This is a genomic window from Streptomyces sp. NBC_01571 (assembly GCF_026339875.1).
Classification (GTDB): Bacteria; Actinomycetota; Actinomycetes; order Streptomycetales; family Streptomycetaceae; genus Streptomyces.
In genome coordinates, this window is sequence record NZ_JAPEPZ010000006.1 from 41,769 (window position 1) to 67,354 (window position 25,586).

General features: G+C 68.2%; 24 protein-coding genes and 1 pseudogene. 19 read left to right on the top strand and 6 right to left on the bottom strand.

Annotation, left to right across the window (positions count from 1 at the left end):
- Positions 1 to 5 precede the first annotated feature (5 nt).
- The 10 genes from OHB41_RS50810 to dnaN all read left to right on the top strand — a co-directional run bounded on the left by OHB41_RS50810 (position 6) and on the right by dnaN (position 9,694).
- Complete coding sequence (locus tag OHB41_RS50810) at positions 6 to 1,304, top strand: TrbL/VirB6 family protein (RefSeq protein WP_266709428.1); 1,299 nt, start codon at positions 6 to 8, stop codon at positions 1,302 to 1,304.
- 102 nt (positions 1,305 to 1,406) lie between these two features.
- A complete protein-coding gene (locus OHB41_RS50815; protein WP_266709430.1) occupies positions 1,407 to 2,480 on the top strand; it encodes a hypothetical protein in 1,074 nt (357 codons plus the stop codon).
- Positions 2,480 to 4,657, top strand: a complete 2,178-nt coding sequence (locus tag OHB41_RS50820) for a putative type IV secretion/conjugal transfer ATPase (protein ID WP_266709432.1) — start codon at positions 2,480 to 2,482, stop codon at positions 4,655 to 4,657. Before OHB41_RS50815 ends, OHB41_RS50820 begins: the two co-directional genes overlap by 1 nt.
- A gap of 170 nt (positions 4,658 to 4,827) precedes the next feature.
- The gene (locus tag OHB41_RS50825; RefSeq protein WP_266709434.1) at positions 4,828 to 5,040 is read left to right on the top strand and encodes a hypothetical protein; all 213 of its coding nucleotides are present in this window, start codon (positions 4,828 to 4,830) and stop codon (positions 5,038 to 5,040) included.
- Positions 5,041 to 5,240: 200 nt separating this feature from the next.
- Complete coding sequence (locus OHB41_RS50830; protein WP_266709436.1) at positions 5,241 to 5,660, top strand: RRQRL motif-containing zinc-binding protein; 420 nt, start codon at positions 5,241 to 5,243, stop codon at positions 5,658 to 5,660.
- Between the two features lie 63 nt (positions 5,661 to 5,723).
- The gene (locus OHB41_RS50835; RefSeq protein WP_266709438.1) at positions 5,724 to 6,305 is read left to right on the top strand and encodes a hypothetical protein; all 582 of its coding nucleotides are present in this window, start codon (positions 5,724 to 5,726) and stop codon (positions 6,303 to 6,305) included.
- A gap of 301 nt (positions 6,306 to 6,606) precedes the next feature.
- Positions 6,607 to 7,290 (top strand): GGDEF domain-containing protein, encoded by a 684-nt coding sequence (locus tag OHB41_RS50840; RefSeq protein ID WP_266709440.1) that lies wholly within the window; start codon positions 6,607 to 6,609, stop codon positions 7,288 to 7,290.
- A complete protein-coding gene (locus OHB41_RS50845) occupies positions 7,287 to 7,739 on the top strand; it encodes an ASCH domain-containing protein (protein WP_266709442.1) in 453 nt (150 codons plus the stop codon). Before OHB41_RS50840 ends, OHB41_RS50845 begins: the two co-directional genes overlap by 4 nt.
- The gene (locus OHB41_RS50850) at positions 7,736 to 8,281 is read left to right on the top strand and encodes a WhiB family transcriptional regulator (RefSeq protein WP_266709444.1); all 546 of its coding nucleotides are present in this window, start codon (positions 7,736 to 7,738) and stop codon (positions 8,279 to 8,281) included. Before OHB41_RS50845 ends, OHB41_RS50850 begins: the two co-directional genes overlap by 4 nt.
- 255 nt (positions 8,282 to 8,536) lie before the next feature.
- Positions 8,537 to 9,694: a DNA polymerase III subunit beta gene (dnaN, locus tag OHB41_RS50855; RefSeq protein WP_266709446.1), complete on the top strand. Its 1,158-nt coding sequence runs from the start codon at positions 8,537 to 8,539 to the stop codon at positions 9,692 to 9,694.
- A gap of 2 nt (positions 9,695 to 9,696) precedes the next feature.
- Here dnaN and OHB41_RS50860 read toward each other — a convergent pair whose 3' ends face one another.
- The gene (locus tag OHB41_RS50860) at positions 9,697 to 9,885 is read right to left on the bottom strand and encodes a hypothetical protein (protein ID WP_266709448.1); all 189 of its coding nucleotides are present in this window, start codon (positions 9,883 to 9,885) and stop codon (positions 9,697 to 9,699) included.
- A gap of 71 nt (positions 9,886 to 9,956) precedes the next feature.
- On the opposite strand from OHB41_RS50860, the gene OHB41_RS50865 reads away from it, so the two are divergent.
- From OHB41_RS50865 to OHB41_RS50875, 3 genes are all read left to right on the top strand, one after another.
- Positions 9,957 to 10,484, top strand: coding sequence for a hypothetical protein (locus tag OHB41_RS50865; protein ID WP_266709450.1), 528 nt, complete (start codon positions 9,957 to 9,959; stop codon positions 10,482 to 10,484).
- Between the two features lie 201 nt (positions 10,485 to 10,685).
- Positions 10,686 to 11,891, top strand: coding sequence for a ParA family protein (locus tag OHB41_RS50870; protein ID WP_266709452.1), 1,206 nt, complete (start codon positions 10,686 to 10,688; stop codon positions 11,889 to 11,891).
- Positions 11,888 to 12,811 carry a ParB/RepB/Spo0J family partition protein gene (locus OHB41_RS50875; RefSeq protein ID WP_266709454.1) on the top strand — a complete coding sequence of 308 codons (924 nt, stop codon included), beginning with the start codon at positions 11,888 to 11,890 and terminating at the stop codon, positions 12,809 to 12,811. The genes OHB41_RS50870 and OHB41_RS50875 overlap by 4 nt, the downstream gene beginning before the upstream one ends.
- Before the next feature lie 450 nt (positions 12,812 to 13,261).
- Here OHB41_RS50875 and OHB41_RS50880 read toward each other — a convergent pair whose 3' ends face one another.
- The 3 genes from OHB41_RS50880 to OHB41_RS50890 all read right to left on the bottom strand — a co-directional run bounded on the left by OHB41_RS50880 (position 13,262) and on the right by OHB41_RS50890 (position 16,382).
- Positions 13,262 to 14,209 carry an ATP-dependent DNA ligase gene (locus OHB41_RS50880; protein ID WP_266709483.1) on the bottom strand — a complete coding sequence of 316 codons (948 nt, stop codon included), beginning with the start codon at positions 14,207 to 14,209 and terminating at the stop codon, positions 13,262 to 13,264.
- A gap of 63 nt (positions 14,210 to 14,272) precedes the next feature.
- Entirely contained in the window at positions 14,273 to 14,614 is a 342-nt protein-coding gene (locus OHB41_RS50885; protein ID WP_266709456.1) for a hypothetical protein, read from the bottom strand.
- Between the two features lie 331 nt (positions 14,615 to 14,945).
- A complete protein-coding gene (locus tag OHB41_RS50890; RefSeq protein WP_266709485.1) occupies positions 14,946 to 16,382 on the bottom strand; it encodes an IS1380 family transposase in 1,437 nt (478 codons plus the stop codon).
- A 437-nt stretch (positions 16,383 to 16,819) separates the two neighbouring features.
- Here OHB41_RS50890 and OHB41_RS50895 point away from each other — a divergent pair, with 437 nt between their 5' ends.
- Positions 16,820 to 17,293: a hypothetical protein gene (locus OHB41_RS50895; RefSeq protein ID WP_266709458.1), complete on the top strand. Its 474-nt coding sequence runs from the start codon at positions 16,820 to 16,822 to the stop codon at positions 17,291 to 17,293.
- Positions 17,294 to 17,518: 225 nt separating this feature from the next.
- Here the strand turns inward: OHB41_RS50895 and OHB41_RS50900 are convergent, their stop codons facing one another.
- Positions 17,519 to 17,863, bottom strand: a complete 345-nt coding sequence (locus tag OHB41_RS50900) for a hypothetical protein (protein ID WP_266709460.1) — start codon at positions 17,861 to 17,863, stop codon at positions 17,519 to 17,521.
- Positions 17,860 to 18,045: a hypothetical protein gene (locus OHB41_RS50905; RefSeq protein WP_266709462.1), complete on the bottom strand. Its 186-nt coding sequence runs from the start codon at positions 18,043 to 18,045 to the stop codon at positions 17,860 to 17,862. The genes OHB41_RS50900 and OHB41_RS50905 overlap by 4 nt, the downstream gene beginning before the upstream one ends.
- 605 nt (positions 18,046 to 18,650) lie before the next feature.
- On the opposite strand from OHB41_RS50905, the gene OHB41_RS50910 reads away from it, so the two are divergent.
- From OHB41_RS50910 to OHB41_RS50930, 5 genes and pseudogenes are all read left to right on the top strand, one after another.
- Positions 18,651 to 19,187, top strand: coding sequence for a hypothetical protein (locus OHB41_RS50910; RefSeq protein ID WP_266709464.1), 537 nt, complete (start codon positions 18,651 to 18,653; stop codon positions 19,185 to 19,187).
- Positions 19,188 to 19,385: 198 nt separating this feature from the next.
- Positions 19,386 to 20,881, top strand: a pseudogene (gene istA / locus OHB41_RS50915) (IS21 family transposase).
- Complete coding sequence (gene istB / locus OHB41_RS50920) at positions 20,881 to 21,672, top strand: IS21-like element helper ATPase IstB (RefSeq protein ID WP_266639805.1); 792 nt, start codon at positions 20,881 to 20,883, stop codon at positions 21,670 to 21,672. Before istA ends, istB begins: the two are co-directional and overlap by 1 nt.
- Positions 21,673 to 22,369: 697 nt before the next feature.
- Positions 22,370 to 23,437, top strand: a complete 1,068-nt coding sequence (locus OHB41_RS50925) for a DUF6083 domain-containing protein (protein WP_266709466.1) — start codon at positions 22,370 to 22,372, stop codon at positions 23,435 to 23,437.
- Between the two features lie 665 nt (positions 23,438 to 24,102).
- Complete coding sequence (locus OHB41_RS50930; protein ID WP_323138645.1) at positions 24,103 to 25,458, top strand: UvrD-helicase domain-containing protein; 1,356 nt, start codon at positions 24,103 to 24,105, stop codon at positions 25,456 to 25,458.
- Positions 25,459 to 25,586: the final 128 nt, after the last annotated feature.

Consider the following 25,586-nt stretch of genomic DNA (forward strand, 5'->3'; position numbering starts at 1 on the left):
CCGCGATGGCCGACAAGGACGACCCGTGCGACCTCCTGAAAGGAACGCCGGGATACGAGTTCTGCCGGAGTGACAACCAGGGTGGTGGTCACTCCGGCCACGGCGCCGGCGGAAGCGGACTCACCGGCGGAGCCGCCGACAACGTCAAGGATCTGGCCGATGGCCTGATCAAGAAGATCACTTCTCTGATCGCGCCCAAAAATGCATGGGCGCCGGAGAAGGCTGACAACGCCGTCTATGCGCAGTTCCTCTGGCTCGGTCAGCACCTCACCATCGCGATTTTCGTCTGCGTCGTGGTCGTGTGCGCTCTCACCGCCTGGCAGGGTGCGCCGCGTATGCGGCAGATGGGCGCCTCGACCGGATGGGCCCTCGCGGCGGTTGCCGCAATGGCGTCCGTCCCCGGGGCGGTGATGCTGCTGAACAGGGCGATCAGCGAAGCGTTCACAGCGATGTTCGCCAGCAACGAGACGACGCTCTTTGGCGCCATCAGCGAGGACATGGGAAAGGGCGCCGACGCGAACCCGGTCGGGAAACTGGTGATGATCGCCGCTCTCGTCGTCGCGTTGGCGTTCGCAGCGCTGGTGTTCATGGCCCGCCAAATCGGCATCCTGGCGTTCGTGTGCATGGCGCCTCTCGTGCTGGCGTCGCTGGCGCGCGGGGGCGACACGTCGGCAGTCAAGGCGTGGGCAACTCGCCTGCTGGGCTTGATGTTCGCGCCGTTCGCCCTACTGCTGCTTTCACCGTTCGTGCAGATGGCCAAGGGGTCGCTCGCAGTTGACGGAGTGCTCCTGGTCGCCGCCGACGCGCTGATGCTGCGGATGATTTTCCACGGCGTTCCCTGGTTCGGCCCGAGGGTCGCCCGCGGAGCCCGTTCGTTCGTGGAGAACCGCACCGATAACCGGCTGGCCCACGCGGTGGTGCGGGCCGGGGCACCGGCCGTATACGAGCGGGAGAACTCACCCGCCCACCTGCGCACCATCGATACCCCGGGCCGCGCGATCCATCAGGACCGCGGCGTACTGCTCGGTGCGTACGGCGTCCCGCAGCGCACGCGAGAGAGCCAGCTCACCACGGCGTCCACCATCACCCAGGTCCGCGAACGCGCGGCCCGCACCACTGCACTCACCGCAGAGCGCAAGCGGATCCGGGAAGCCGCCGCACCACCGGCCGACAACCCACCCGAACCGGCCGCCAGCCCGCCCGGCCCGGCTGTGACCATCCAGCGCACGGCCCCGGCCGCGCGCCGGCCCGGCCCGCGCCGAACCCCGAACCCGCCGGGTTCGGGTCAGACCCCCAACCCCTAACCCCTGGCCCCTTCCGTTTTCCGGGCTGGGCGCTCACCCCTACGCAGGGGTGAGCGCCCAGCCCGGTGCCCGGATGGTTCCCCCCAGCTCGAAGGAGAGCACGTGTACTCCCTGACTCCCGGCTACCGGGTTCCCGCTCTCCAGCGGGGACTCAGCCCTGTCGAGACCCTGCTGACGAAAGCCAACGCCGGGATCGGCGGGGCAGTCCTGATGTCAGCCATGCTGACCCCGCCTCCCGCCTGGACGTTCGGCGCGGTCGGCGCGACCGCCGCGCTGCTGAATGTGGCCCCCGGCCCACGCTCAATCGCCCGCTGGGCTTCCGTCGGCTACCGGCACCTGCGTGAACGCACCGCGCCCGAGACCGCGTTTAGCCGCCCTGGCGCGATGGCGACGTGGGCCTTGTACCCGGACCACGGGACCATGCAGGACCACCAGCGCCGCGCCAGCTTCCATGAGGCGTTCGGCCGCGCCCTCGTGTTCGCCGGCGGGCAGGCCCGCAGCGCGGGAGTCCAGGTCCACGTCACCCACCACGCCACCACCGGCGAACACGTGGACCACGCACAGACCGTCTCCGTCCACGTTCCCAAGGGCCTCGCCGGAGAGCCCGCCCGCGTCCTGGACACGCTCGCCGCAGAGTTCGCCTCCCTCGGAGCGCTCACCCCGCTCACCCCTGAACCGATCCCCACCGTCGTTGAGCGCGGACCAGGGTGGGCCGCCTTCGAAGACGGCCGGTACGCATCGACCGCCCGGATCACGGCCTGGCCCGAGGAGACCGGCGGCGACCTCATGCCGAACCTGCTCCTGGGCAACGTCGCTGATCGCTCGCTCGCGGTGCTCTACCGGCCGCTGCCGATCGGCCAGTCCCGCCGCTCCGCGAAGTGGCAGCGCGCCGCGAGCGAGGCGTTCACCACTGACAAGGTGAAGCAGGATGCGCAGGATCTCGCGTCCGGCACCGCGCACGGCGCACTCGTGCAGGGCGCCACGCTCGTCGATGTCGATGCCTACCTCACGGTGTGGGGCGACAGCCCCGAAGCAGTCACCGACGGCCGCTATCAGACCTCGCTCACTGCCGACCGGTACCGAATCCGGCTCGACTGGCTGCCCGGCCAGCAGCACCGCGCGCACGTGATGACCAGCCCGCACGGAGCCTCCACCGCGAAAGGGGCGATCCTCTGATGATCCGCCTGCCCTCCAACCACGCAGCCATCACCGCCCCGCTCGTCGCGTCCAACACCCGTTTTCCCGGCATCCCGATCGGGCGTTCCCTGCTCGATGGCCGGCCCTTTCACCTCTCCCCCGTCCAGACCGATGACAGGTTCCTGGCCGCCACGAACGTACTCGCGCTCGGTGGTCTTGGCTCCGGCAAAAGCACCACAGCAAAGGCACGTATCCGGCGCGAGGTCCTCTCGTACGGCCACCAGGCCGTTGTCATCGACTCTTTCGGTGAGCACAGCACTGGCGGTGAATGGGCGCCGCTGGTCCGCTCGTTGGGAGGACGAGTCATTGAGGCCGGCAGCTTCACCTTGAACCCGCTCAGCCCCCTGTTCCCTGTCGAGGTCCGGCAGGAACTGCTACACATGCTGATCTCCGCCGTCGAGTCCGGCGCGCTCAGCCAGCACACCAAGCACGCCCTCCAGCACGCCCTCAACCATCCCAAGGCGACCTCGCTGAACGGTCTGGTCGACGCGCTGATCAGTCCCGAGGACGGCCGATGGCCAGCCGCGAAACTCGCCGACTGGGGAGAAGACGCGGCGATGGCTCTGTCCCGCTACACCGAAGGCAGCCTCAGGGGCCTGTTCGACGGACAGGACGCTGGCCTGCCCGAGACCAACCTGCCCATCATCAGCTTCGACGTCTCCAAGCTGGACCGAAACAGCCCGGCGATCCCGGCTCTGATGGCGGCAATCTCGTGCTGGGTGGAGCAGGTGTGGCTGCCGCAGTCGACTGCTGTGCACCGGCATCTGGTCCTCGAGGAGGCGTGGCAGATCCTGCTGTCGCCCGCCACGAGTGAGCTGATCCAGCGGCTGCTCAAGAACAGCCGCAAGGCTGCGCTGAGTCTGGACGTTGTGATGCACACGCTGTCCGACCTCGGCGAGGGCCGGGCGCAGGACCTGGCGCGGTTGGTCGAGATCGCCCACATTGGCCGCCTCGGCCCCGAAGAGGCCGCGATTGTCGGATCCCTGCTGGGGCTGCCCGCCTGGGTCGTGGCACGCATTCCGACGCTCGAGCGCGGACAAGCGGTGTGGAAAGTCGCGGACTACGTCGACATCATCCAGACCATCCTGAGCGATGAGGAAGCCGCACTCACGGATACATCCTCCCGGCGCCGCAAGGCACAGCAGGCCGGAGCCGTCGACGTCGTAGCCGTGGAAACCGACGCAACCGTCGACGACGACCAGGCGCCGGCTGAGGCCGAGTCCGTCGACGACAGCGTGTATGCCCGGCTGAATGAGGACCAGAGCGCTCTGCCAGCGCCGCGCGAGACCGACGATGCTGGGTGGAGCTGGGACATGCCGCCCAACGTCATCGACACCCGGCACAGTGACGTCATCCAAGCCGCGGCGGAGGGCCGGTACAGCGAGGCCGCGCAACTGGCAGTGATCGGGGAGCGGGAGGACATCAACGCGTACGGCATCCATTCCGACCAGGCTGCGGCGTGGATGTCGACCCGGGCCCGGGTGGCGGATGTGTCCGGAAGGCCGGACCAGGCAAGGGAGTTGCGCGCTACCGTCGCCCGCATGGGCAAAGACGACGCGCAATGGTTCGAGAGCACCGACAGTCCGGCTCCCGCCTGGCACAGCGTTCCCCCGCAGCCTGTAGTGGAGACGAAGCACGGGGACGATCAGCCCGCAGCGTCGCGCCGTCGGGTGTGGCCAGTCGTCGCCACCGTTGCCGCTCTCTCGCTCACGGGTGCAGGCGTTTGGCAGCACGCTCACGACCAGCAGGACGCCAAGGACCGTGAACAGAAGGCCGCCGCCTACAAGGGACGGTCGGGAGCAGCGCTCGACATTGATGGTGTCCACGCTCACGTCGTGGCTCACTGGAACAGTGACCGGGACAGAGTGGTCGTGGAGCTCCGCTCCTACTTCGACCGTAACGCGCAGTACTTGCGGATCGACGCCTCAGGAAAGAGCGCCCAAAGTACCCGCGGCGATGACAACTGGTACCCGAAAACACCGGAGATCGCCCTGCCGGTGACGGATTCGCTTGCCGACGTGACCGTGCGGATAGCGGTGGGTGGAAAGACCTGGAAGAGCGGCACCCGAGCTCAGTCGCGGAACGTTCGCCTGTCTCCAAACGGTGTCGCCTATGACGCTGAGACCGGCGAAAAGCTTCCGCCGGACCTCGGCTGACTTCGAGCTACACACCATCGCTGATGGCTCGCACCCCACAGGGGTGCGAGCCATCAGTCTTTCCGGGATGCTCCGCCCGGTCCTCGCACCGCCAAGCGGTGCCGCGAGGACTGGCCAGGCCACCCGGCCGCAGCACCAACCCCCTCAACTTCCTGAAGGAGAGATCTCGCGTGGCCAAGGGCCCTGCCGTCATAGGCATTCTGACCGAGCCCCCGAAGCCGACCTGGTGGCGGGCGAATCGGCACAAGGTGCTCCTCGTGACCGGTCTACTGGTCGGCTACTGGGTGGGCCTGCACCTGCACGGTGAACCGGTGAGCCCGCCAGCCCCGCGCCCGGGCCACAGCAGCCCCGGCCCGCTGCACATCACGCCCCGCTCCACCTGACCCGCACCCGCTGCTGTCCTGCGCCCCGTCCGCCGCATCCCGGCAGGCGGGGCGCAGGCCTGCCCCGCTCCCCGCGTTCTGGAGGACCTGCTGATGCTCATCCCCCGCCCGCGCCGCCGGATCGGCCGGCCCCGCCCTCAGCGTCCCGGCCCCCGCTACCCTCACCGCCCCGCCCGCATCACCCCGGCCTGGACCCGGTGATGGACTCCCGGATCCTCGACGGGAACCCGCTGTTAGAGGAGTACGACTGGGGGACCGCACCGGAAGGCCTCGCCACCCGCCGCCAGCTGCGCGCCAAAGGCCTGCGTCCGGCCGGGCAGACGCCGATCGTGCTGCGCTGCCGCAAGTGCCGGAACTACCCGGAGCGCGTCTGCACGCGGCCGACGTTCCTGTACCGGATCGATCGTGCCCTCCCGGTGCGGCCGATGACCCTCGCGCAGGAACGCGCCCTGGACCGTGCGATGGAGGCCCGGCAGCGGTGTCCCCGGTGCTGCCGCAGGTATCACCACGTCATCCCGCTGCGCCGGTTCGGATCCTGCCTGGAATGCCACGACGGTACGCCCGCGGACCCCTCGACCTACCTCGCACCCGCTGCCCACGGCCACGGACTTGCCGCCTGAGAGGCCCCGTATAGCCCAGGGACGGCCACCTCTCTCACCCACTCAAGATTTGGAGAACTCAGCATGACCCGTCATCTCACCACCGAGCGTCTCGCCCTCTTCGGCACCCTGTTGGCCACGTTCGGTGAGCTGCATCCTGCCTGTGACCACTGGGTCCAGGGCAGCAAGACAGCGTCTCGGAAGCGGCTCTACGGAGAGGACCTGGTCCACGCCGACGGCTCCCCCGCCACGTCAGACTCCACCCGCCCGACGATGACCACCAGCACTCTTGGCAGGCGCGCGGTGGCCTGTCACGTCGCGTCTTACACCGTCGTGCAGCTCGCCGCGTCCGTAGGCGTCACCCGCGCGTTCGGCTACCGCGTCACCCCGACCGCGTTCCTCGCCGGCGCGGCCATCAACGCCTCCACGCACGCCGCGATCGACCGTGGGGCCTTACTGCTGTGGCTGGCGAGGAAGACCGGCAAGACCGGCTACATCGAGCACTGCAAGGCCGCCCGCGTTGACGACGACGGCAACGCCACCTCCGAGCTCACCGGGCCCGGCAGTGCGTGGATGGAGCTGGACGCCGCCCTGCACCGGGCCCTCGGTATCGGTGCCGCAGCAGTCACGACCTGGCTCACCACCCGCCCCGGGCGCCGCCGCTGATCCGCACCCGCCGCCAGCGCTCACACGACCCGGGCGTGCGCTCCGGCCGGGCTGAGTTGTATCCGCAGAGCGCGCAGACGCGCTGGCTGGCGCCTGGGACGGTCGGCAGCATCGGCTAAGGCGCAGTGACCGCCCCGGGGGTGCTCCCCATCCCCGTCACAGGACGGAAGCCCTGTCCAGCATGCCTGACCTGCCGTGCAGGTCGGAAACGAATGATCACGACAAGAGGCGCACCCCCAATGCTTGCACAGCTCGGGGTGCGCCTCTCTGATGCCCGCCTCGAGGGGCGAGAACGGAGACCATGATGCCCGCTGCCACCCTGTTACGGCAGCCTGTCCGCACATTGATCGTCGCCGCGGCGGTGCCGCTCGCGCTGGCCGCGATAGCTGATGACGTCCGCATGCGCCGACGCTACGAGGCCGCCCGCCGCTGCCCCCTCACCGGCCTGCACGGCCGGGACGTCCTGGTCGAGCACATCGACCGCCAGCTGTGCACCGGCCGCGGCGACGACGTCCACGTCCTGGTCCTGGACGGCCTGAAGGCAGTGAACGACACCTATGGGCATGCGGCCGGGGACGCGCTCATCCGCGTGTACGGCCGGCGCCTGGCCCGCTGGACGTCCGGCCGCCCGGGCGCCTGCGCAGCACGTCTTGGCGGTGACGAATTCGGTGTCGCCGTACGGCTTCCCGCACAGGCCGCCCTCGAGGAACTGGCGGCGCTGCGCGAGCAGCTGCAGCAGCCCCTCGCCCTCGATGACGGCCGTCTCCTCCACCCGACCGTATCCATCGGCTTTGCGCGGGCAGGCGACCTGCCCGGCGAGGACGCCAGCGGACTCCTGCGCGGCGCGGACAAGGCGATGTACGAGGTCAAGACGGGGCGCCAGGTGTTCCCGTACCGGGCGACGTACGCCGACGCCTACGCGGAGACCGTGAACGGCCGCCGCGCCGGTCGCGAGGGTGCGCACCTTCCCGCGGGTGACCTATGAGCAGCACCGCCTTGCCTAAGAGGGACGGGATTCGCGGGATCACGATCCGTCAGCCGTGGGCGGCGTGCATCGTCCACGGCGGCAAGCGGATCGAGAACCGGCCCCGCCCGTGGGCGCCCGGCTGGTACCTCTTGCACGCCGCGGCCCGCATCGACCAGGCCGCACTGCGCGACCCTCTCGCGGCCCACACGATCGCCGGCCAAGCCCTTCCTACCCGGGCCGTCGTCGGCATCGTGCGCATCACCGGCTCCCACCGCTGCGACGGTGCGTGCAGCCCATGGGCGCAGCCCGCCGCAGTCCATCACGTCCTGGATGGCGTGCACCCGCTACCCGAGCCCGTCCCCTGCACCGGACAGCTCGGACCCTGGCGCGTCCCACCGACCGTGTACGCGCGCGTCCTGGCCCAACTCCCCCACCCCGAAACGTTCTCCACGGAGGCCCTGTCATGAGCGGTGTCGTCAAGGTCAGCAACGATCACCTCCCCACCGATCCCCGCTTTCCCTTCCCCGCCGCGCAGACCCGCTGCCAGTCCGAGCCGCACCAGTTCGACTTCGCCAACGGCGACCGGACCGCCGGCGGCGAGGAGACCCGGCAGCGGATCGAAGCGGCTCGCGCTGCCTGCAGCGGCTGCCCGGCGGCCACGGACTGCCTGCTGTGGGCCCTGGTCAATCAGCGGGCGAGCCGCGTCGGGATCTGGGCAGCCACCACCCCACGAGAGCGCAACACGTTGCGCAAGCGCATCGCGGACCGGCTCGGACCCGACTGGATCGACGTCCTCGCCGACCAGATCAAGGCCCGCCGCGAACGGACCGCTGCCGCCCGCACCACCCCGCTCACCGTCGCACAGGCACGCATCGTGCGCCTGGACAACGAAATGAACGGACCCATGCCGCGCCCGATGACGCCCACTCGTCAGCGCCGCAACCGCGCCCGGCTCGCCGCGGCCACGAAGGCGTCCCGCAGGACTCGCACTATGGCGCAGGCATCCTGACCAACCCCCACCAAGCGGCGGGCAGGCGCGCCGGCCCCTGAATAGGGCCGCTCCGGGCCGCTTGCACAATTGTGCAAGTTCGATCTTGGTCGGGGGAGACGCCTCGGCTCGTCGTCCTACTCCCCTGACTTCAGGCAACCGTTCCGGACCACCCGACAGCGCCCCCAGCCGCCCCCCGGCGGCCGGGGGCGCTGTTCTGTCCGCGCCTTCCGCCTCCCCGCTGTCCGTACTCATGCGACGAAGGAACCCACCCTGATGAAGCTCACCATCGACACCGGCCGTCTCGCCGAAGCGGCGCAATGGGCGCTGCGCGCTGTCCCTCAAACGCCGCCCGCCCCGGTTCTGGCCGGGCTGCTGATCGAAGCCCGCGACGACACCCTGACCCTGTCCGGCTTCGACTACTACCGGTCCGCCGGCGCCCGCGAGGACTGCGACATCGAGGAGCCCGGCGTGGTCCTGGTCGGAGGCCGCGTCTTCACCGACCTCGTCAAGGGCTTCCCCAAGTCCAGGGCGACCACGCTGGTCCTGGACGGCAGCACGCTCACGCTGTCCTGCGGCACCGCCCACATCAACCTGCCCACCCTGCCGCTGGACGAATATCCGGCGCTGCCCCCGGTCCCCGCCCCGAGCGGCACCGTCACCGGCACCGTGCTCGCCGACGCCGCCACCCACGTCGCTGCCGCCGCCAGCACCGATGACACCCTCCCCATGCTGACCGGCGTCCAGTTCGCCCTCGGCACCGACACCCTGACCCTGTCCGCTACCGACCGGTACCGCTTCCACGTCGCCGAGGTGCCCTGGACACCCGCCCCTGCACGTAAGGGCAAGCGCAAGACCGACCCGGAGCCCCACACCGAGGGCTTCTCGTTGGTGCCGGCCGACATCCTGCGTGATGCCGCCCGCGTCCTTGCCGACACGGACCAGGCCCAGATCACCTTCACCGACGGCCAGTTCGCGGTCAGCGTGCCCGGCAGGTGGGCGACCGGCCGCGTCCTCGACGGCCGGCTGCCCGACTACCAGTTCCCCACCGAGGACGACTTCGAGTCCGTCGTCACCGTCTCCACCGAGGCCCTGGCCGACGCGATCAAGCACGTTCAGCCCCTGCTGGGCAAAAGCGACCCGATCGTTCTGGACATCACCGGCGACCGGATCACCGTGCGCGCCGGGACCGACGACAAGGGCCGCGGCAGCGACCAGGTCCCCGCCGACCTCACCGGCCCGACCCTCGACCCCGCCTTCAACCCGGGCTACTTCCTGCAGGCCCTCCAGCAGGTCGACGCACCCCACGTGCAGCTCAACTTCGCCAGCCCCACCAAACCCTGCCTCCTGCACGCCCCCGACCAGGCCCACATCTTCAAGGCCCTGCTCATGCCCATCCGCGTCACCCCACCCAGCACCGGCTCCGAGAGCTGACGTCACCGCCGGTCGATGAAGCCCACGAGGAGTTCGCCGAAGCCAACTGCTACGAGACCGCTGCCGGCCCTGAAGACCACGGACACGACCGGGGCACCGTCACCCTCATCGACCCTCAAGGCCGCACCTGGAAAGAAGACGCCCGCCCCGCCCATGACGCAGTCCGCATGGGCCGCGTTGGCAAGAAGCACGCCGGACGCCTCCTGGCTGGCCGCCTCCACAACGCCCTGCCCACCCGCACCCAGACGGGACTCCCCCACCCATGACGACCACGTACGAGATCGCGACGCGCGAAGCGGACGACGGAACGACCGAGCCCGCCGAACACCTCTGGACCCCCTGCGCCGACGGCACAGCCGGGCACGGGTTCATCGACTACCGCGGCCTGCTCGTCACCGGCCTGGACTCCACCTCTGGGGACGACGCCCTCTACCCGGCCGGCTTCATCATCCTGGGACACCAGACGTGGGCCGACACCATCGAAGCCGCCGCCGCCTACATGGCACGAGTCCACGGCTGGCGCAGCCTCCACCTCTACCCCGGCGACGACCCCGCCGTACTCATCCCCCGCATCCCGCGCGCCGTCCACGTCCACGGCGCGTTCCTCTATCACCCCCACCCCGACCATCCATGCAACTGCGAGTGGGACGACACCTGGCGTATGGCATGGGCCCCCGACTATGAAGCCGACGTCGTACCGATCACCGCCATGCGCCACCCCGCAGCTGCGCTGAAGGCGGTGAACATCCCCAACCCGGACCACGACCTGTTTGGCAAGTGGGCCACTTGAGGCCCGAGCTGCTGTCACGAGAGGGCCTGTACTCAGCGAATTCGCTGAGTACAGGCCCTCTTTGCGTTGCGGCCACGAACCACGAGTCACGGGGGTGCTTACGCCGTAAGCACCCTCGGCGGCAGCAGCTAACGCCAATCAGAGTGAAAAGGACGGCATGCCGGGCATGTATGCGCCACGTGCGGCAGTATGCTGCCGCGCATGGCATCTCCGACTTCGGGAGGTGAGCGGGAAAAGCTCGTGTCGAAGCTGCCCGCCTCCCTCCGGCAAGCCCTCAAAGTCAGGGCAGCGCAGCTCAGTACCGACGTTCAGGACGCTGTCACATCTGGCATCCAGGCCTGGCGTGAGCATCCCGAACCCCTCCCCGTAGTCGATACGGCAGGAGCCGAGTCCTTCGGTACCTGGCTACCCGAAGGCCTCTACGACGACTTCAAGCGGGACTGTGCAACCCGCAACGTCTCCTACATCCAAGGGCTTGCCCAGGCAGTAGCCCTGTGGCTTGACCAGAATCCCGCAGCCCTCGAATCCGCTCCGCCGCGTCGCATCATCGTCTGTAACCAAAAGGGCGGCGTAGGCAAGACCGCCGTCACGGCCGGCCTTGCCCAGGCGCTGGCCGAAGACCCCACGCTATGGACGGACAAGGCCAGTAGCTCAGAAGACCTCGCGCGCTGGGCAGCCCGACTCGGACTGCGCGTCCTGATGGTCGACTACGACCCCCAAGGACACCTCTCCCATCAGCTAGGCCTTAAAGCGATCCCTGCTGGCGGCGAGAGCCTCATCACGCACATGCTCAACCGCGAGCAGGTCCGTAGCCCCCTCATTGATCTCACCGTCGCCATAGACGAACCGCGCTTCGGTGACCGGCTGCGAATCCTGCCCGCAGCCTTCGATGCCTTCTTGCTCGACTCCGGGCTCACCATGTTCCGTGGCCCGCGGCACGCAGCTCTCGAGCGAGCACTTTCCCCGTTGGAAGAGCACTTCGATGTCATCGTCATCGATTCGCCACCCAGCCTAGGGCTGGCCATGGACGCGGCCATCTACTATGGCCGCCGCCGCGACGGGGAAAGGACCGGCGCCTCCGGCCTCGTCATCCCGGTCGAGGCAGAAGACACCTCCGCGCAGGCCTACGGCATGCTCATCAACCAAGTCGGGTCTCTGACTGGTGACTACGACATCGAGGTCGAGCAACTCGGACTCGTGGTCAACAAGTACGACTCGCGGCGCGGCTTCATCGCGACGTCCTCACTGGACAAATGGAAGAGCCTCGGCTCGCCTCCTGTCCTTGCCGTCATCGGTGACCTGAAGGAACAGCGCGAAGCCGTGCGGCTGCAGCGAGCTCTGCTGGCCTACTCTCCCGAATCCGACCAGGCCCATCACATGCGAGAGATCGCTCGGAGACTGACATGAGCAAAGCCGACGCCCTCGGCGGATCCGCCACCTTTGACGCCGTAACCCAGCCCATGAGCAGTCGAGCCGCCAGCTTTGCTGCGTTCGCCGGACAGTCCGGTCCTCCCCCCGCAGAACCCCTTGAGGTGCCGCGCGAGAGCCCTCGCGTCTCGGTTGGCCGACTCGCGCCCAACCCGTACAACCCCCGCGTGACTCTCGCGGCCATAGAAGAAATGGCAGACAGTCTCGCCAGCAGGGGAATCATCCAGCCCCTCACCGTCGTCAGCCGCGACGCGTTCCTATCAGCTCACCCTGATCACGCGCAGGACATCGCCAAGGCGGAGTACGTCGTCATCGACGGCAACCGGCGTCTCGCCGGGGCCAACCTTGCCGGACTCGATGATCTTCCCGTCTACGTGGACGACTCGCTTGCCTGCGATGCGGACACCATCCTGGAGACGGCCCTCACGGCGGCTGTGCAACACGAAGATCTCGAACCGCTCGATGAAGCGCGAGCCCTTCAGAGGCTTGTCGAAGTGCATGGCTCGCAGCGAGCGGTCGCCAGGTCGCTGGGCAAGTCCAGTGGATGGGTCACCCAGCGGCTTGCTTTGCTCAACCTCACCCCCGAGCTCAAGCAGGCCGTCTCCGAGAAGTCCTTGCCTCTCGACATTGCCCGCACTGTCGGCCAACTGCCCGAGCAGCAACAACAGAACGCCGCTGATGAGGTACTGAAAGAACGGGCTGCCAAGAAGCGTCTGCAACCGAAGAGGACAGCGAAGACGGCACCGGCCCTGGCGGCGGGCAGCGGCGAACCGAGCGGCGCGACCGTCGAGAACCCCCAGCCAGACCCGGTCGACGAGCTCCAGTCGATTGCCAACGAGCTTCGCGTCCGTCTCAGCCCCGAGCAGGTGGAGCAACTGATCGAACTCCTCATGGCGTAGCTAGAGAGGTGCTTACGCCGTAAGCACCCACAGGGTGTTCGAGGAGTCCGGGGGTGGGGTGCTTACGCCGTAAGCACCCCACCCCTCTCGGCTCCGCGCGTGGCATGAATGCCGGTCCCGCTGCCACGTCCTCGGGGTGCGGCGGTCGGGCTGATCCCCGAGGGTGGCGCCATGGAGATCGTCGTGACGCGCGAACTGAGCAAGACTCTTTTCCAGGGCTTCGGGCCGGACGTGCCTGCCGTCGGCATCAAGGCGGTACACGCGGCACCCGCTGACGACGGGGACCCTCATGGTCTGCCAGGCAGCCGGACGTGTTGCGGCGAGCCGACCGCGGACATGGAACTGCTGGCCTACCGTCCCGGACCGGGCGCATCGTGGCTGCCGCCCACCATGGCCCAATGGGAGTGCCCAAGCTGTGCGAACGTGCTCCGATCGGCGAAGTCCCCCTCCTCATCGGGGCTCGATGTGGGGGACGTCGGAGGGGGAGAGGTCGGTGCGGGGGCGGTGCCAGCGGACGGGGTGGCGCCAGCGGCCGGCGCTGTCGCGGGCGACGTCGACACCGACCTCCCCGACCACGTCCGGCTGTACGAGGGTGACGTCCAGGGTGTCGCGGCTGCCCCACCCAGCTGAGAACGTCCAGCCCGTCCGGGGATGTTCATCGGATGACACAGTGAGCAGGGGAGCGATGCTGCCGCTCGCGGCTGCGGTCAGGGTGGTGGTGCGGCCGACGTACTGCCGATTGCCGCTGGTGTCGTGCCGGGCGAGTAGCAAGGTGCGGGGCGTCGCGAGGGGGCCGGTGATCGCGCCGACGATGGCTTCCGTCGTCTCGCGCGGCTTGTATTTCAACCAGGCTCTGGCTCCGGGTCGATACGGCTCGGTGAGTCTTTTGTAGATCACGCCTTCCATGCCGACGGCTCCCCAGGTGAGCCATTCGTTCACGACGTCCTGGTCGGTGGTCGATGGACAGAGCGTCCAGGGGGCGGTGAGCCGGCGGGCGGAGAAGACGGATTCGAGGGCGGTCCTGCGGCGCCGGTAGGGCCAGCTGGTGATGTCGTTGCCGTTCAGGCGCAGGAGGTCGAAGGCGACGAAGTGCGCCGACCGCTCGCCTGCTGCCCATTCAGCTGTGGTCCCCCGTCGTTGCAGGCGGTGCTGGAGGCGTTCGAAGGCCAGCCGGCCCTTCTCCCACACGACCAGTTCGCCATCAAGGGCGGTGCCGTCGCGCAGCTGCGCGGTACCTGACACGATTTCCGGAAACGCTGCGCGCAGGTCTGTGCCTCGCCGTGAACGGAGCTCCACCTTTCCTTCGTCGACGGAGAGCAGCGCTCGGTAGCCATCCCACTTAGGCTCACCCGCCATCCCCGGCGGCAGGTCAGGCCGGGGGGTGGGAGTGCTCAGCATGGGTTCGGGCAGCGTCCAGGTCACGCGATATCCCTTCCACGCGTGCTGCTCTCACCTTCGCCGTCACGGGGGCGATTCCTGCGGAGGGCCCTCGTTCCCGGAGTCGGCGGCCGCGGCCTGGCCCTGCACCGTGCCCTGGACACTGTTGTGCCGTACCCGCTCAAGGTGCTGCAGGCCGACCAGCGGGTCGACGAGCGCCAGGAGCCGGTCCTCGTGTCTGATCCACATGGAGTCACGGCGTGAAGCGGTCCAGGCGGCACAGCCCTGCGTCATGAAGTGGGCCAGTGCCATCAGCAGGCGGGGGAGCAGAACGAAGACTGCGATCCATGACGAGAGCGCGCCGATCGCGGCCAGAGTGCCGCCCGTCAAGGTGCTGAAAGCGTCGTGGAGGGTGGGTCGTTCCATCGTGAGACTCCAGAAAGGGTGAGAGGGCAGAGCGGGGTGCCTTCACCCGTTGGTTCGCAGGGGTGGGGCAGGACAGCAACAGGGGCCGTCCAGATCTTTGGCGGCACTCTGACGGACAGCGCAGCAAGCAGCGCAAGTCCTCGAAACTGCCAGCCGGGCCAGGCGCATTCGAGGGCCTAGCCTCGCCGTTTCGGTTGGGCTGAGGCGGCGTCGCTGATCGCCAACTGTTGGGTGGCCGATGTGATTTCGGTGCTTGGGCAGGTCGGAGTCCCGGCGCGGTGGTCGGGTTCTCCGGGTTCTTTCGGGTCGTGGGCGGACGGGGGTTTGCTGGTCAGCTGGCGGGTCGGGGCAGTGCGGCGAGGCGGTGGAAGGCCGTGGCCAGTTCGTGTCTCCAGGGCCAGGTCGCCGATATTCGCAGGTGGAGGCGTCGGCCGCCGCGGGTGAGGCGGGCCGTGACGTGCAGTAGCCGGTAGCGGAGTTTCTTCGGCTCGGCGGTGGCCAGCTCCCCGTCCAGGAGGAGGACACGGGTCCAGGCGAGCAGGTCGATCGCGGCGAGGCTGAGTTCGAGCCAGACGGCGTTGACGGCGAAGTCGCGGGAGGGGAAGCGGCCGAAGCCGGTGGTTTTGCCGCACCGGATGTGGTCCTCGACAGTGGCATGTCCGCGGTGGCGGACCTCGAGGAACTGGGCGGAACCGCCACCGGAGTACGGGGTGTCGGTGAGGAACACCTGATGCCGTAGGCCCTCGTCCTGGTCGAACAGGGACAGCTGGGCTCCGGGGTGCGGCCGCTCTCGGCGCACGATGATGCGGGTGCCGGCCGGGTAGCCGTCCAGATCGACCATGCCGGTCAGCTCGGCGACCTCGGCGCCATCACGCAGAGTCCCGTCCTGGTCCAGGGCGGGATGCCAGAGGCGGTCGGGCATGGCCCGAATGGCTCGGCGGACCGGCTCGGTGATGGCGTATCCGACCGAGAAGAAGGTACGGATTCCTCGTTTCCGCACGTCGCGGACGTGGGCGAGGAATGCTTTCGCGGATCCGGCACTGTCGGTGCGGACGAGGATGTCGGTGCCGTGAAGTTGCGCGTCGGGGATCTGCGCGAGTGCCTGGTCGAACACCGTGATGTGGTCGCTCGCGGTGTTGGCACCGGCGTTTCCGGGACGCAGTCGGCCCGACAGTGCCTCGCCGGTGTTGGCCAGGAAGCACAGCAGCGGGTGGAAGCCGAAGCCGCCTTTATAGGTAGGTGCGGCCTGCTCCTTCTCGGAGTGGCAGGTGATCAGCGTGGCGTCGAGGTCCAGGACCAGCCCGGGCAGAATGCGTCCCGCGGCCCGGACTGCGGGTATGCCCTCGCCTTGCTCGGCGGCCTGCATCCAGGCGACTTCCCGAGCTTGGGCACGCGCCGCGCGCAGAGAAGCCAGTGTCCTCTCGTCGGTGTCGGCGAGCAGTCGCCAGGCCGTCGGTGCCGAGGCGACCGAACCGAACACCCCTGCCTGGTCCCGCAGTACGGCCAGGTCCGCGATGGCCTCACCGCCGTCGGCGAGCATCACCGCCAGGTCGGTGGCGATCCGGCCAGGATCATGCCCGGTCCCGCGCGGCCGAAGCGGCCTGAGCGCGGTGGAGTACGCGGCGGTCAGCCCGGTGGCATCAGCGAGATCGGCCAGTAACCGTGCCCCGGCATGACCGACCACCCCCGAACCATCTGCACTGACCTGGATCTTGGGACGCAACCCGATAGCCTGCACGTAGAAAGTGCCCTCCGCCTGGACCGACAGAACCCCTCAGCAAGGTTCATCGTCCCAGGTCAGGAAGGCACTTTCGCATTTCCGCCCCACCAGCCGTACCCAAGTGAAACGGCGAGGCTAGAGCTCTTGAATGTCTGCCTCGCTACCGGGTCGCTGTCGCGTCGGTTACCTGCCTCGCGCCCCGGGCCCGATCAGAGGTACACGACCGGCCAGCAAGGCCCGCAACCCCCGGCTACGCGAAGAGATCTCGACCTGCCATCCGGCCCAGCAGACGCCGGCACCCAACGGAAGCCCTCCGGCGTCTGCTCCGACCGAGGGGGACGTTCCGGGCTCGGTGAAGGGGCCCCGTCGAAAAGCCCAGAAGCAAAGGCCTTAGAGTTTCGTTTGTGACGAAAAGAAGCGTCGACGGTGAGGCGCAGCCAGACGCGGTCGCAGCTGTGCAGCGCCCTCCCGCAAAGGAATCGACGGTGCGCGAGCAGCTGGTGGAGCGCAGTTGCGCCTGGTGCGGCGAGCCCGTTGCGTACAGCGGGCGGGGCCGGCCGCCGCGCTTCTGTAGTCCGGTGCACCGGCGGCGGGCCTGGGAGGTGCGCAGCGCGGAAGAGCGCGCCGGCCGCCCGGTGAGCGAGGGAGGCCGCAGCACTGACCCGGTGCGCGAGATCGTGCAGCGCACCGAGACGGTGGTGCGCACCCGGGTGCTCCCGGACGCGGGCCGGATGCCGCAGGCGCCGCGGCCGGCGCAGCGTCTGAGCGGGCAGCCCTACACGCTGCCCGAGGACGCCATCGAGTGGATCGAGGCACTCGCCGCTTTGCGGCGGGAGGCGGTGACGAACCCGAGGGTCGCGCCTTTCCGGGAGCACATCGCCCAGGCCTGTGAGAAGACCTTGCAGGTTCTGCGTTCCGATGCGCCCGGCCCGGGCGGAGCCTCGCCAAGCGAGTCGTGAGCTCCGCCAACGTCGGGGAATGCAGGGGCAGGCGGCTCTGTTGTAGAGGGCGTGGACGTGGAGGGGACAGTGTCCCCGGGCCTCACCTATTGCCCATGAGGAAGATCGTTCGGCTGAAGCCTCATGGAGCTTTTCGCCGCGTAGGCGACCGCCCTTCACGGCCACAGCTCGTACGAACAGCCCCGACCGGATCCCGGTCGGGGCTGTTCGTTGTCCTGCCGGCGGTCAGGCGAACTTCACGCGTCGTGGCGGGCGGGGCAGGTCTCCGCCGCGGCCGGCTTCTGTGGTGGGGTCGGCGGCGCTGCGGTGGGCGACGCGTAGTCCGTCGTGGGGCCACCAGTAGGTGCGGTGCGATTTCGACGTCGTGCCGTCGGTGTCGATTAGTACCTGGTAGGCGACCCGGCCGTCGGGCCAGTCCTGACGGGCGGTCACCGGTGCCCATTTCCAACTGCCGTTCTGGCGTACCCACAGGGCGGGCGGATCGGTGAGCGGCCACGTCGACACGGTGGGCTGTGGGCCGTCGGCCTCCCGCCACGGCCGCGCTTCCACCGGATCTTCGAGGTCCGTCACGGTCGGATCCCTGCGGTGGGGTAAATGCGGCGGCGCATGCGGGCGGGGTCGTACCAGTACCAGCCGGAAGGTGACCGGTCGGGGCGCGGCCACAGCAGCAGACGGTAGGCGAGCCTCCCGCAGGCTTCGTAGCTGGCGCGCGCGATGCCCGTGTACGAGTCGCCGTCCACGAACGGGTTCACGCGGATCACCTCGTACGGCGAGTAAAGGCGGACCCAGGCCGGCCTGTCCGGCGCCGGAGCAGCTTCAGCATTCCTCCAAAAATGGATCACAAGTTCGAATATAGCGAAGCGTGAGAGTATGCCGAACTGTGCGCGGCCCTGCCGTCCCTTGCATCGATCGCCTAGGCTGGCCGGGTGGCACGCAAACAGAGCTCAGGAGCGCAGCGGAGGGGCATGGGCCTTTCTGGAGCGGTCAAGCGTGCCGCAAAGACACAGAAACGTGTGCAGAAGGACGCGACGAGCGGCACCAAGCCTGCGGAGAACCTGGCCCGGACTGATCGCAACGTACCGAAGGCCGGCCGACGCCCGCTGCCCGCGAAGGCGGCTGGGCTCCAACTGTTGGTTGAGGCTGACACGCCGACGCGGAAGCGGGAGACCGAGAAGCGCGTCAAGGTGACGAAGCTGCCTACGAGGGCATCGAAGCTGAACCCTCGAAGCGTCACGGCTAAGCCCAAGCCGTCTATGACGGACAGAGTCTTCCGGCCGATGACTCGTAGGCAGGCAGCGCAGGTGAGCGAAGTAATGCGCGATGAGGACCTGCCATCGACGAAGTTGCCGCCACGCCTGTGACCCTGCGTCCCTGGAGAGAAGCCGAAGAAGAGCGGGACCGAGAGGCGATTGCAGGCTTCGTCTGCACCCTGCCCCTCCCGCCGCCACGACGTACCTGGGAAAAAAGCGTTCAGAGGTTCTTCCAGAAGGATGTCTGGCACAAGCTCCGCCAGCTTGAGGGAACCGATCCTCATTTGCGCGTTGCGGAAGACGAGGATGGCATCGCGGCGGCCTACACCCTCAACCGGTGGGACTCGGTCTTCCCTCAGTATTCGCCAGCTGAGGGATACGGCAACCGCCTGATCGGCTACCTCGCCATCGCTGCTCGTCATCGGCGCACGCGTAGTGGTGTAGCCGACGAAACTCTCCTCGACGCGCTGTACACAGCGCTCGATGTCGAGAAAGAGGCCGACCGCGGTGTCCTGGTGTGGGCCAAGGTCCATCGGAGGAACGAAGCTAGCAAGCGACTACTGACCCGCCACCAGTTCCGATATGAGACGCGCGTTGACGATGACGCCTATCTCGAACATTGGGTGCGGAGCATCGCCCGCTGACCATGACCCCAACGTAGCCAGCACAGTCTGGGGCGGCGTCGGCCGGCAGAACAACAACACTAGGCTCCCGTGACGGCGGTCAGTAGATACTCCCCGTAGGCGGCCACTTAGCGCCCCACCCATGGCCAAGGATTGCCCCACGGACGGCTAGATATCTCCCCGGAACTGGACCGATACCGGTCAGCGAAGCTGGCCGGTGTGAAGAACAGCAGGGAGATCATGGAGATCCTGGAGGCATACGACCTCACGGGGAGTTACCGAGCGGCGGCCGAGCTGGCCGGCTGCGGCCATCACACGGTGGCCCGGTATGTGCAAGCTCGGGCCGAGGGCAAGAGCCCGACCGAGCGGCAGCACCGGGCCCGCCCGATCGACGAATACCTCGCGAAGATCGAAGAGTTGGTGGTGAACTCCCACGGCCGGATCCGTGCCGATGTCGTGCACCGGCGGATCACGGCGATGGGCTTCACAGGCGGGGAAAGGACCACCCGGCGGGTGGTCGCGGAGGTCAAAGCGAGCCTGCGGGCCGGATCGCGGCGGGTCTATCGGCCGTGGATCACCGAGCCCGGATTGTGGCTGCAGTGGGACTGGGGCGAGGGGCCGCGGATCGGTGGACGTCGCACTTCGTTGTGGTGCGCCTGGCTGGCCTGGTCCCGGTTCCGCGTCGTCATTCCGGTGTTCGACAAGACCCTGCCGACGATCGTGGCCTGCCTGGACACCACTTTGCGGCGAATAGGAGGGGTGCCGGCCTATGCGCTGACCGACAACGAGAAGACGGTCACCACGATGCACGTCGCGAACATCGCGGTCCGCAACCCGGAGATCGTCGAAGGCGCCCGACATTACGGGCTGACCATCCGTACGTGTCTGCCGGCCGACCCGGAAACCAAGGGCGGATCCGAGGCGACCGTCCGCATCGCGAAGGCCGATCTGGTGCCCACCGACGCCAATCTGCTCGAGCAGTACCCGACCTTCGGACATCTGGAGGCGGCCTGCCGCGACTTCTGCGAGGAGGTCAACACGCGAGTCCACCGGGCGACCCGGCGCAAGCCAGCCGAGGCCCTCGCGGAGGAACGCGGGCGATTGCATCCGCTGCCGAAGGAGCCGTTCGCGGTCGCGTTCGGCACCACCCGGCGGGTGAACTGGGACGCCACAATCTCCGTTGAAGGGGTGCGCCGCACCAGCTCGTCGACACCCGGGTCTGGGCCCGTTTCAACGGCGACGAGCTGATCGTCACCGCGGTCGCCGAGGACGGGCCGGCCGAGGTCGCCCGCCACGACCGCTCGACTCCCGGCAGTCCACAGATCAAGGACGAGCACTACCCGCCGAGGGAGGACAAGGAGGGCGACCGGACTCCGCGGGCGAACTCCGCCGAGGAGGCGGCCTTCCTCGCGCTCGGTCCCGGGGCTGCGTCCTGGCTGATCGAGGCCGGGGCGGCAGGAGCCCGCCGGGTCAAGTCGAAGATGGCCGAGGCGGTCGCGCTGGCCAAGCTCCACTCCGCCGCCGATGTCGACCGGGCTCTGGGGTCGGCGGCGATCGCCGGACGGTTCGCGGAGAACGACCTGATCCGGATCCTCACCTACCAAGTCGGCCTGGAAACAGTCGAGCCCACGCGGCCCTCCGAAGATCACAGTCTGCAGCCGGGCACCTCCGCCTGGTCCAACTTCGGCATCGCCGATGAGAAGGAAGAGCTCTGATGGCCACTCCGATCCGCACCGTCACCGGCACCCACGGCGATCCCCTCGCCGAGGCCATCGAGCTCACCCGGCGACTGAAACTCCCGCACATCCGGCGGGCGTTGACCGACCTGATCCCCACCGCGAAGGCCCAACGCTGGGACCCCGCCGAGGTTGTCCGCGTCCTTCTCTCCGAGGAGGCCGCCGGCCGGGACGCCGCGAATCTTCGTACTCGCCGCAAGCGGGCCGGGTTCCCGGCCGGCAAGACCTTCGGCGACTGGGACGAGACCGCTTCCTCGATTCCTCGGCCAACCCAGGACTCGCTGAAGATGCTCGAGTGGGTGACCCGCAAGGAGAACCTCTGCATCTGCGGGCCCTCCGGCACCGGAAAGTCGCACTTCACCGAGGCCCTCGGCCAGGCCGCCATCGAGGCCGGCATGACCGTCGCCTGGTTCACCATCGAAGACCTCGGAGCCCTCGTCCGACGTCACCGCGCGGACGACTCGCTCGCCCGGGCCATGGCCCGGCTGATCCGCACCGACCTGATCATCGTCGACGACATCGGGCTCCTGCCCGTCTCACCGGACGCCGCGGAGGGCTTCTACCGACTGGTCGATGCCGCCTATGAACGACGGGCGCTGGCCGTTTCCAGCAACCTCCACCCGTCCGGCTTCGACGAGATCATGCCCAAGACCCTGGCCACCGCTACCGTCGACCGGCTCCTGCACCACGCTCACGTCGTGGTCACCCAGGGTGATTCCTTCCGGCTCAACCAGGCCACCAGCGGTCAGGGGGTGATCCCTCTGCGCTGATCCACCCACCAACAGCGGGGAGATATCTGGCCGCGGTTGGGGAAGTTCTACTGGCCGCCAGTGGGGAGAATTACTGGCCGCCTCCGGGGAGAACTGAGTGGCCGTTGACACTCCCGGAACTCCAAACTTCACGTCCCCTGGCTGTGAGCCCGGCATCGTGGTCCTCATGACGACAGAGGATCGCTATGCAGCGATCGCGCCGCGAACCAACGGATCCGCTACCGCCCGTATCGCGGAGGGCTTCCCACGGTCGGTAAGGAGCGGTAGCACCGCCGATTCTCAGAAGCAGGCCACAGCCGGGAGCGGAACAAGGCCGACGCAACGGCGGCCCATGCCCTCCGGTCGTCTCCCGTCCGTGAGTACATTCATCCGCACTCGCCACGGCTGGGATCAGTTCGTCGTTCAATCCGGGCGCCCCCTCGCATCATGTTGAGCCTCCGAGTCAAGACCAGGGCATCCGCTCCGTCCTACCCCGAGGGTGGAGGGGAGAGGCTGGCGCACAGAGCCGAGATTCGATCCCGACCACGCGTGAGGGTCTACGTGATGTAGGAACGCGCTGGCCGCCTCCTGGAACGGTGTATCCGGTGCGTCCTGAGGATGGCCGGCACTGCCCGACGTTCCGCCAACATCCGGCGGCCACGCCCTCGATGGGGTGAATAGGGAGCTGTGGGAGCTTCACGGAGATAGAAGAAGCTTCGTGTCGAATCGTTTCCACTGGGATGGGACTCCGAAAGCCGACGAAGAGCGTGGTTTTGCCGTCGGTCGGACTATGTGGCTGCACCGGTCCAATCACTCGACCACGCTTCGGCGGGACGCGATGGCGAAGTGTCGCTACTGCGGTTTGCCGATGATGTATTTCGACCGGGACAACCACCAGCGCATCCCGATGGTGCCGAAGCCGATCCCGTCGGCTCTGGTCCCTCCGCAGATGAGGTGGCACGTCAGCCGCGGGGTCGCGTTCCACGGCGACGTGGGGGAAGCCACCTGCTGGGTTCCGCACCCGGCCTTCTGCCCGCAGCTCGCGCACGACGACGATGTCCCGGCCTCGATCGTCGACGTTCGCGCTCGGTACAGACGAAGGTCGGAAGACCTCATCGCGTCCGGCAAGTTCATCCCGGACCTGGTGCCTCCCCGCTGTGAGGAGGACGTCGCCGAGCAGCATGTCCAGGATGTTGAGGACATCCGGCACGTGATCTCTTACAACAGCATGCTGTGGCTGGGAGCCGGCCGGGTTGAGGCCCTGCAGTGCGTTGCTCGCGCTGCCACTACGGGGGAGCGCTGCCCCGGGCTCGTGTCCCAGGGGGAGGGCCGCTGGGAGGAAGTGGAGATCCCCTATATGCAGGGCCGGGCCGGGCAGGACGTGCTGTGGGCCGGGACCACGATGTGGGTCTACGGGCTGCATGCTCTGTTCCCCGAAGAGATCAGCAGGTGGATGAAACAGCGCTGCACGTACCACGCGTCGGGTTATGCGGCTGATGCCGTACCCGCGCAGTGGGTTCCGTTCAGCGCCCTGCGGCACGATGAGCACATCATGCGTGAGCGTCCGGCGATGGCCGATGCCGAGCGGAAACGGGATGTGGAGGAGCGCGCGGCCAGAACTCCTCAGCGACCGAAGCGCACCGCGTGCGCCGCTGAGGGCTGCAGTAATGGCAGCGTTGCGGCGGTCCCGGCCGGCTGGCTGTGCTGGACGTGTGACCCGGTCCAGGCACGCCGTGAGCGTACCCATCACAAGTGGCAGGCTCCTGCGGAGGAAAGCCCTATGTGACGAAGCGCTACTCTTCGTGTCGTCGCTTTTGTGAGATCGCGAGGGGTACATGGCCAGTTCGTCGTCGCGCCGCCGCGGATCGCCCCCGCCCGATGATCAGATCGCTCTGTTCGGGCCCGTGGAGCGCACTCCGTCTGCTGCTCGGGCACCGCTCTCTCCGCAGGCGGAACTACGGCAACTGCTCGCCAAGCTGGTCGCGAGAACGGGCCTGGGATTCCGCGAGGTCAACGACAGACTGAACCGCAAACTGGGGTTGGCGAGCCGGAATGGAGCTCCCTCCGAGGTCACCGAGCGCGCGGTCGTTCTGGCACGCGAGTGGCTGGACCACCTGTCCATGCCTGCACAACCTGGTACCACTGCTCCTCAGGCCCGACCGGAAAAGCCAGCCGCCGCCCGCAGCCGCAGCCGTCGGCCGGCGCGGCCTCCAGCGCCGGCGGTCGGGCCGCCGCCAACCGCCGAGCAGCAGCAGGTCGTGGAGGCCAAACAGTCCGGGGTGCATCTCGTACTCCAAGCGGGCGCCGGTACGGGCAAGACGACTACGCTGACGATGCTCGCCCGCTCGGACCGCCGACGCGGCATCTATCTGGCCTACAACAGGGCCGTGGTCGATGACGCGGCACGCAAGTTCCCGCCGAACGTGCCCTGCATGACCTCACGGTCTGGCCATGCGCACCGTGGGGCGCAAGTACGCCGCGCGCCTGAACGCCCCGCGCGAACCTGGCTGGAAGATCGGCCAGCGGATCGGCATCAGCCCGTCCATGAGCATCCGGCTGGGGGATCGGCTCATTACCCACAAGTCGCTCTCCTACAGCGTCTTCCAGACGGTTCGCAGGTTCTGCCACTCAGCCGACGCTGAGATCATGAGCTGGCATGTGCCAAGACTGCGCGGGTTGCCCGACGAATACCGCCCCGAACTGGCCCGCATGGTCCTGCCCTACGCCCGGCGCGCCTGGGACGACCTCCAGAACCCCACGGGCGGAGCCGTGCGTTTCGAGCCCGACCACTACCTGAAGATCTGGGCGCTGACCGAGCCCACGATCAGAGCCGACTTCCTGCTTCTGGACGAAGCACAGGACACCAACGCGGTGCTGGAGGAAGTGTTCAAGGCTCAGCGCGGCCACGCTCAACTGATCATGGTGGGGGACTCGGCGCAGGCCATCTACGGCTGGCGAGGAGCACGCGACGTCATGTCCGACTTCGACGGACTCCAGCTGTGCCTGTCCCAGTCCTTCCGGTTCGGCCCTGCACTTGCCGACGAAGCCAACCGCTGGCTGGAGATCGTCGAATCACCGCTCCGGCTGAAAGGAACGCCCGCCCTGCGCACCACGATCGGGCCTGTTGATCACCCGGACGTGGTGCTGTGCCGCTCCAACGGCGGGGCGATCTCCGAGGTGCTCCTTCTGCTCGAACAGAAGAAGCGTGTCGCGATGGTCGGCGGCGGTGCCGCCCTGGAGAAGCTGGCGCTCGCTGCGGGTGAGCTCAAGGCCGGCCGTCGAACCAGCCATCCTGAGCTCGTTCTGTTCACCTCCTGGGACGAACTCACCGACTACGCGAGCTATGACCCGTCCGGCGGAGATCTTCTTCCTCTGATCGACATCATTGATGAGTACGGCGTCGATGTCGTACTCGCAGCGGTGCGCAACCTGCATGCCGAGGATGACGCCGAAGTCGCCGTCTCGACTGCCCACAAGTCCAAGGGCCGGGAATGGCCTACCGTCAAGATCGCCAATGACTTCGAGCCCAAGGTGGCTAAGACGACGCAGCAGGGCGTCGACGTCCTCGAGATCGATGTAGAAGAAGCCCGGCTGGCATACGTCGCGGTCACCCGTGCTCGCGAACGACTGGACCTAGGTGGTCTGGCCTGGGTCAACGACTACGCCGCTGTTCGGGACACCCATTCCAGCACCGCCGCTCCCGTTCTCCCCTCAGTAGTGGCATCGCCGTGGGACAGGCTCGGGCCCGTACCCCAGCAAAGACCATCCGGTTCGTCTTCTCTCGATGGGGAGCCAGCAGCAGATTAGAACTTGTCCGGCCGCCACGACAGCTGCTGCTAGCGGCGGATCGGCCGGGGCTGGCGTCTCGCTGAGGCCCACCGCTCGGTCGACGGCGTCCGTACGGCTTATTGGATGCTTGAGCGGGAGTTCCCCAA

What these genes read in the sequence shown, in the direction of transcription:
- OHB41_RS50810 (WP_266709428.1), top strand. Translation starts at nt 6, where the DNA reads ATGGCCGACAAGGACGACCCGTGCGACCTCCTGAAAGGAACGCCGGGA.
- OHB41_RS50820 (WP_266709432.1), top strand. Translation starts at nt 2,480, where the DNA reads ATGATCCGCCTGCCCTCCAACCACGCAGCCATCACCGCCCCGCTCGTC.
- OHB41_RS50830 (WP_266709436.1), top strand. Translation starts at nt 5,241, where the DNA reads ATGGACTCCCGGATCCTCGACGGGAACCCGCTGTTAGAGGAGTACGAC.
- OHB41_RS50835 (WP_266709438.1), top strand. Translation starts at nt 5,724, where the DNA reads ATGACCCGTCATCTCACCACCGAGCGTCTCGCCCTCTTCGGCACCCTG.
- OHB41_RS50840 (WP_266709440.1), top strand. Translation starts at nt 6,607, where the DNA reads ATGATGCCCGCTGCCACCCTGTTACGGCAGCCTGTCCGCACATTGATC.
- OHB41_RS50845 (WP_266709442.1), top strand. Translation starts at nt 7,287, where the DNA reads ATGAGCAGCACCGCCTTGCCTAAGAGGGACGGGATTCGCGGGATCACG.
- OHB41_RS50850 (WP_266709444.1), top strand. Translation starts at nt 7,736, where the DNA reads ATGAGCGGTGTCGTCAAGGTCAGCAACGATCACCTCCCCACCGATCCC.
- dnaN (WP_266709446.1), top strand. Translation starts at nt 8,537, where the DNA reads ATGAAGCTCACCATCGACACCGGCCGTCTCGCCGAAGCGGCGCAATGG.
- OHB41_RS50865 (WP_266709450.1), top strand. Translation starts at nt 9,957, where the DNA reads ATGACGACCACGTACGAGATCGCGACGCGCGAAGCGGACGACGGAACG.
- OHB41_RS50870 (WP_266709452.1), top strand. Translation starts at nt 10,686, where the DNA reads ATGGCATCTCCGACTTCGGGAGGTGAGCGGGAAAAGCTCGTGTCGAAG.
- OHB41_RS50875 (WP_266709454.1), top strand. Translation starts at nt 11,888, where the DNA reads ATGAGCAAAGCCGACGCCCTCGGCGGATCCGCCACCTTTGACGCCGTA.
- OHB41_RS50880 (WP_266709483.1), bottom strand. Translation starts at nt 14,209, where the DNA reads ATGCTGAGCACTCCCACCCCCCGGCCTGACCTGCCGCCGGGGATGGCG.
- OHB41_RS50885 (WP_266709456.1), bottom strand. Translation starts at nt 14,614, where the DNA reads ATGGAACGACCCACCCTCCACGACGCTTTCAGCACCTTGACGGGCGGC.
- istB (WP_266639805.1), top strand. Translation starts at nt 20,881, where the DNA reads ATGGCCACTCCGATCCGCACCGTCACCGGCACCCACGGCGATCCCCTC.
- OHB41_RS50930 (WP_323138645.1), top strand. Translation starts at nt 24,103, where the DNA reads ATGCGCACCGTGGGGCGCAAGTACGCCGCGCGCCTGAACGCCCCGCGC.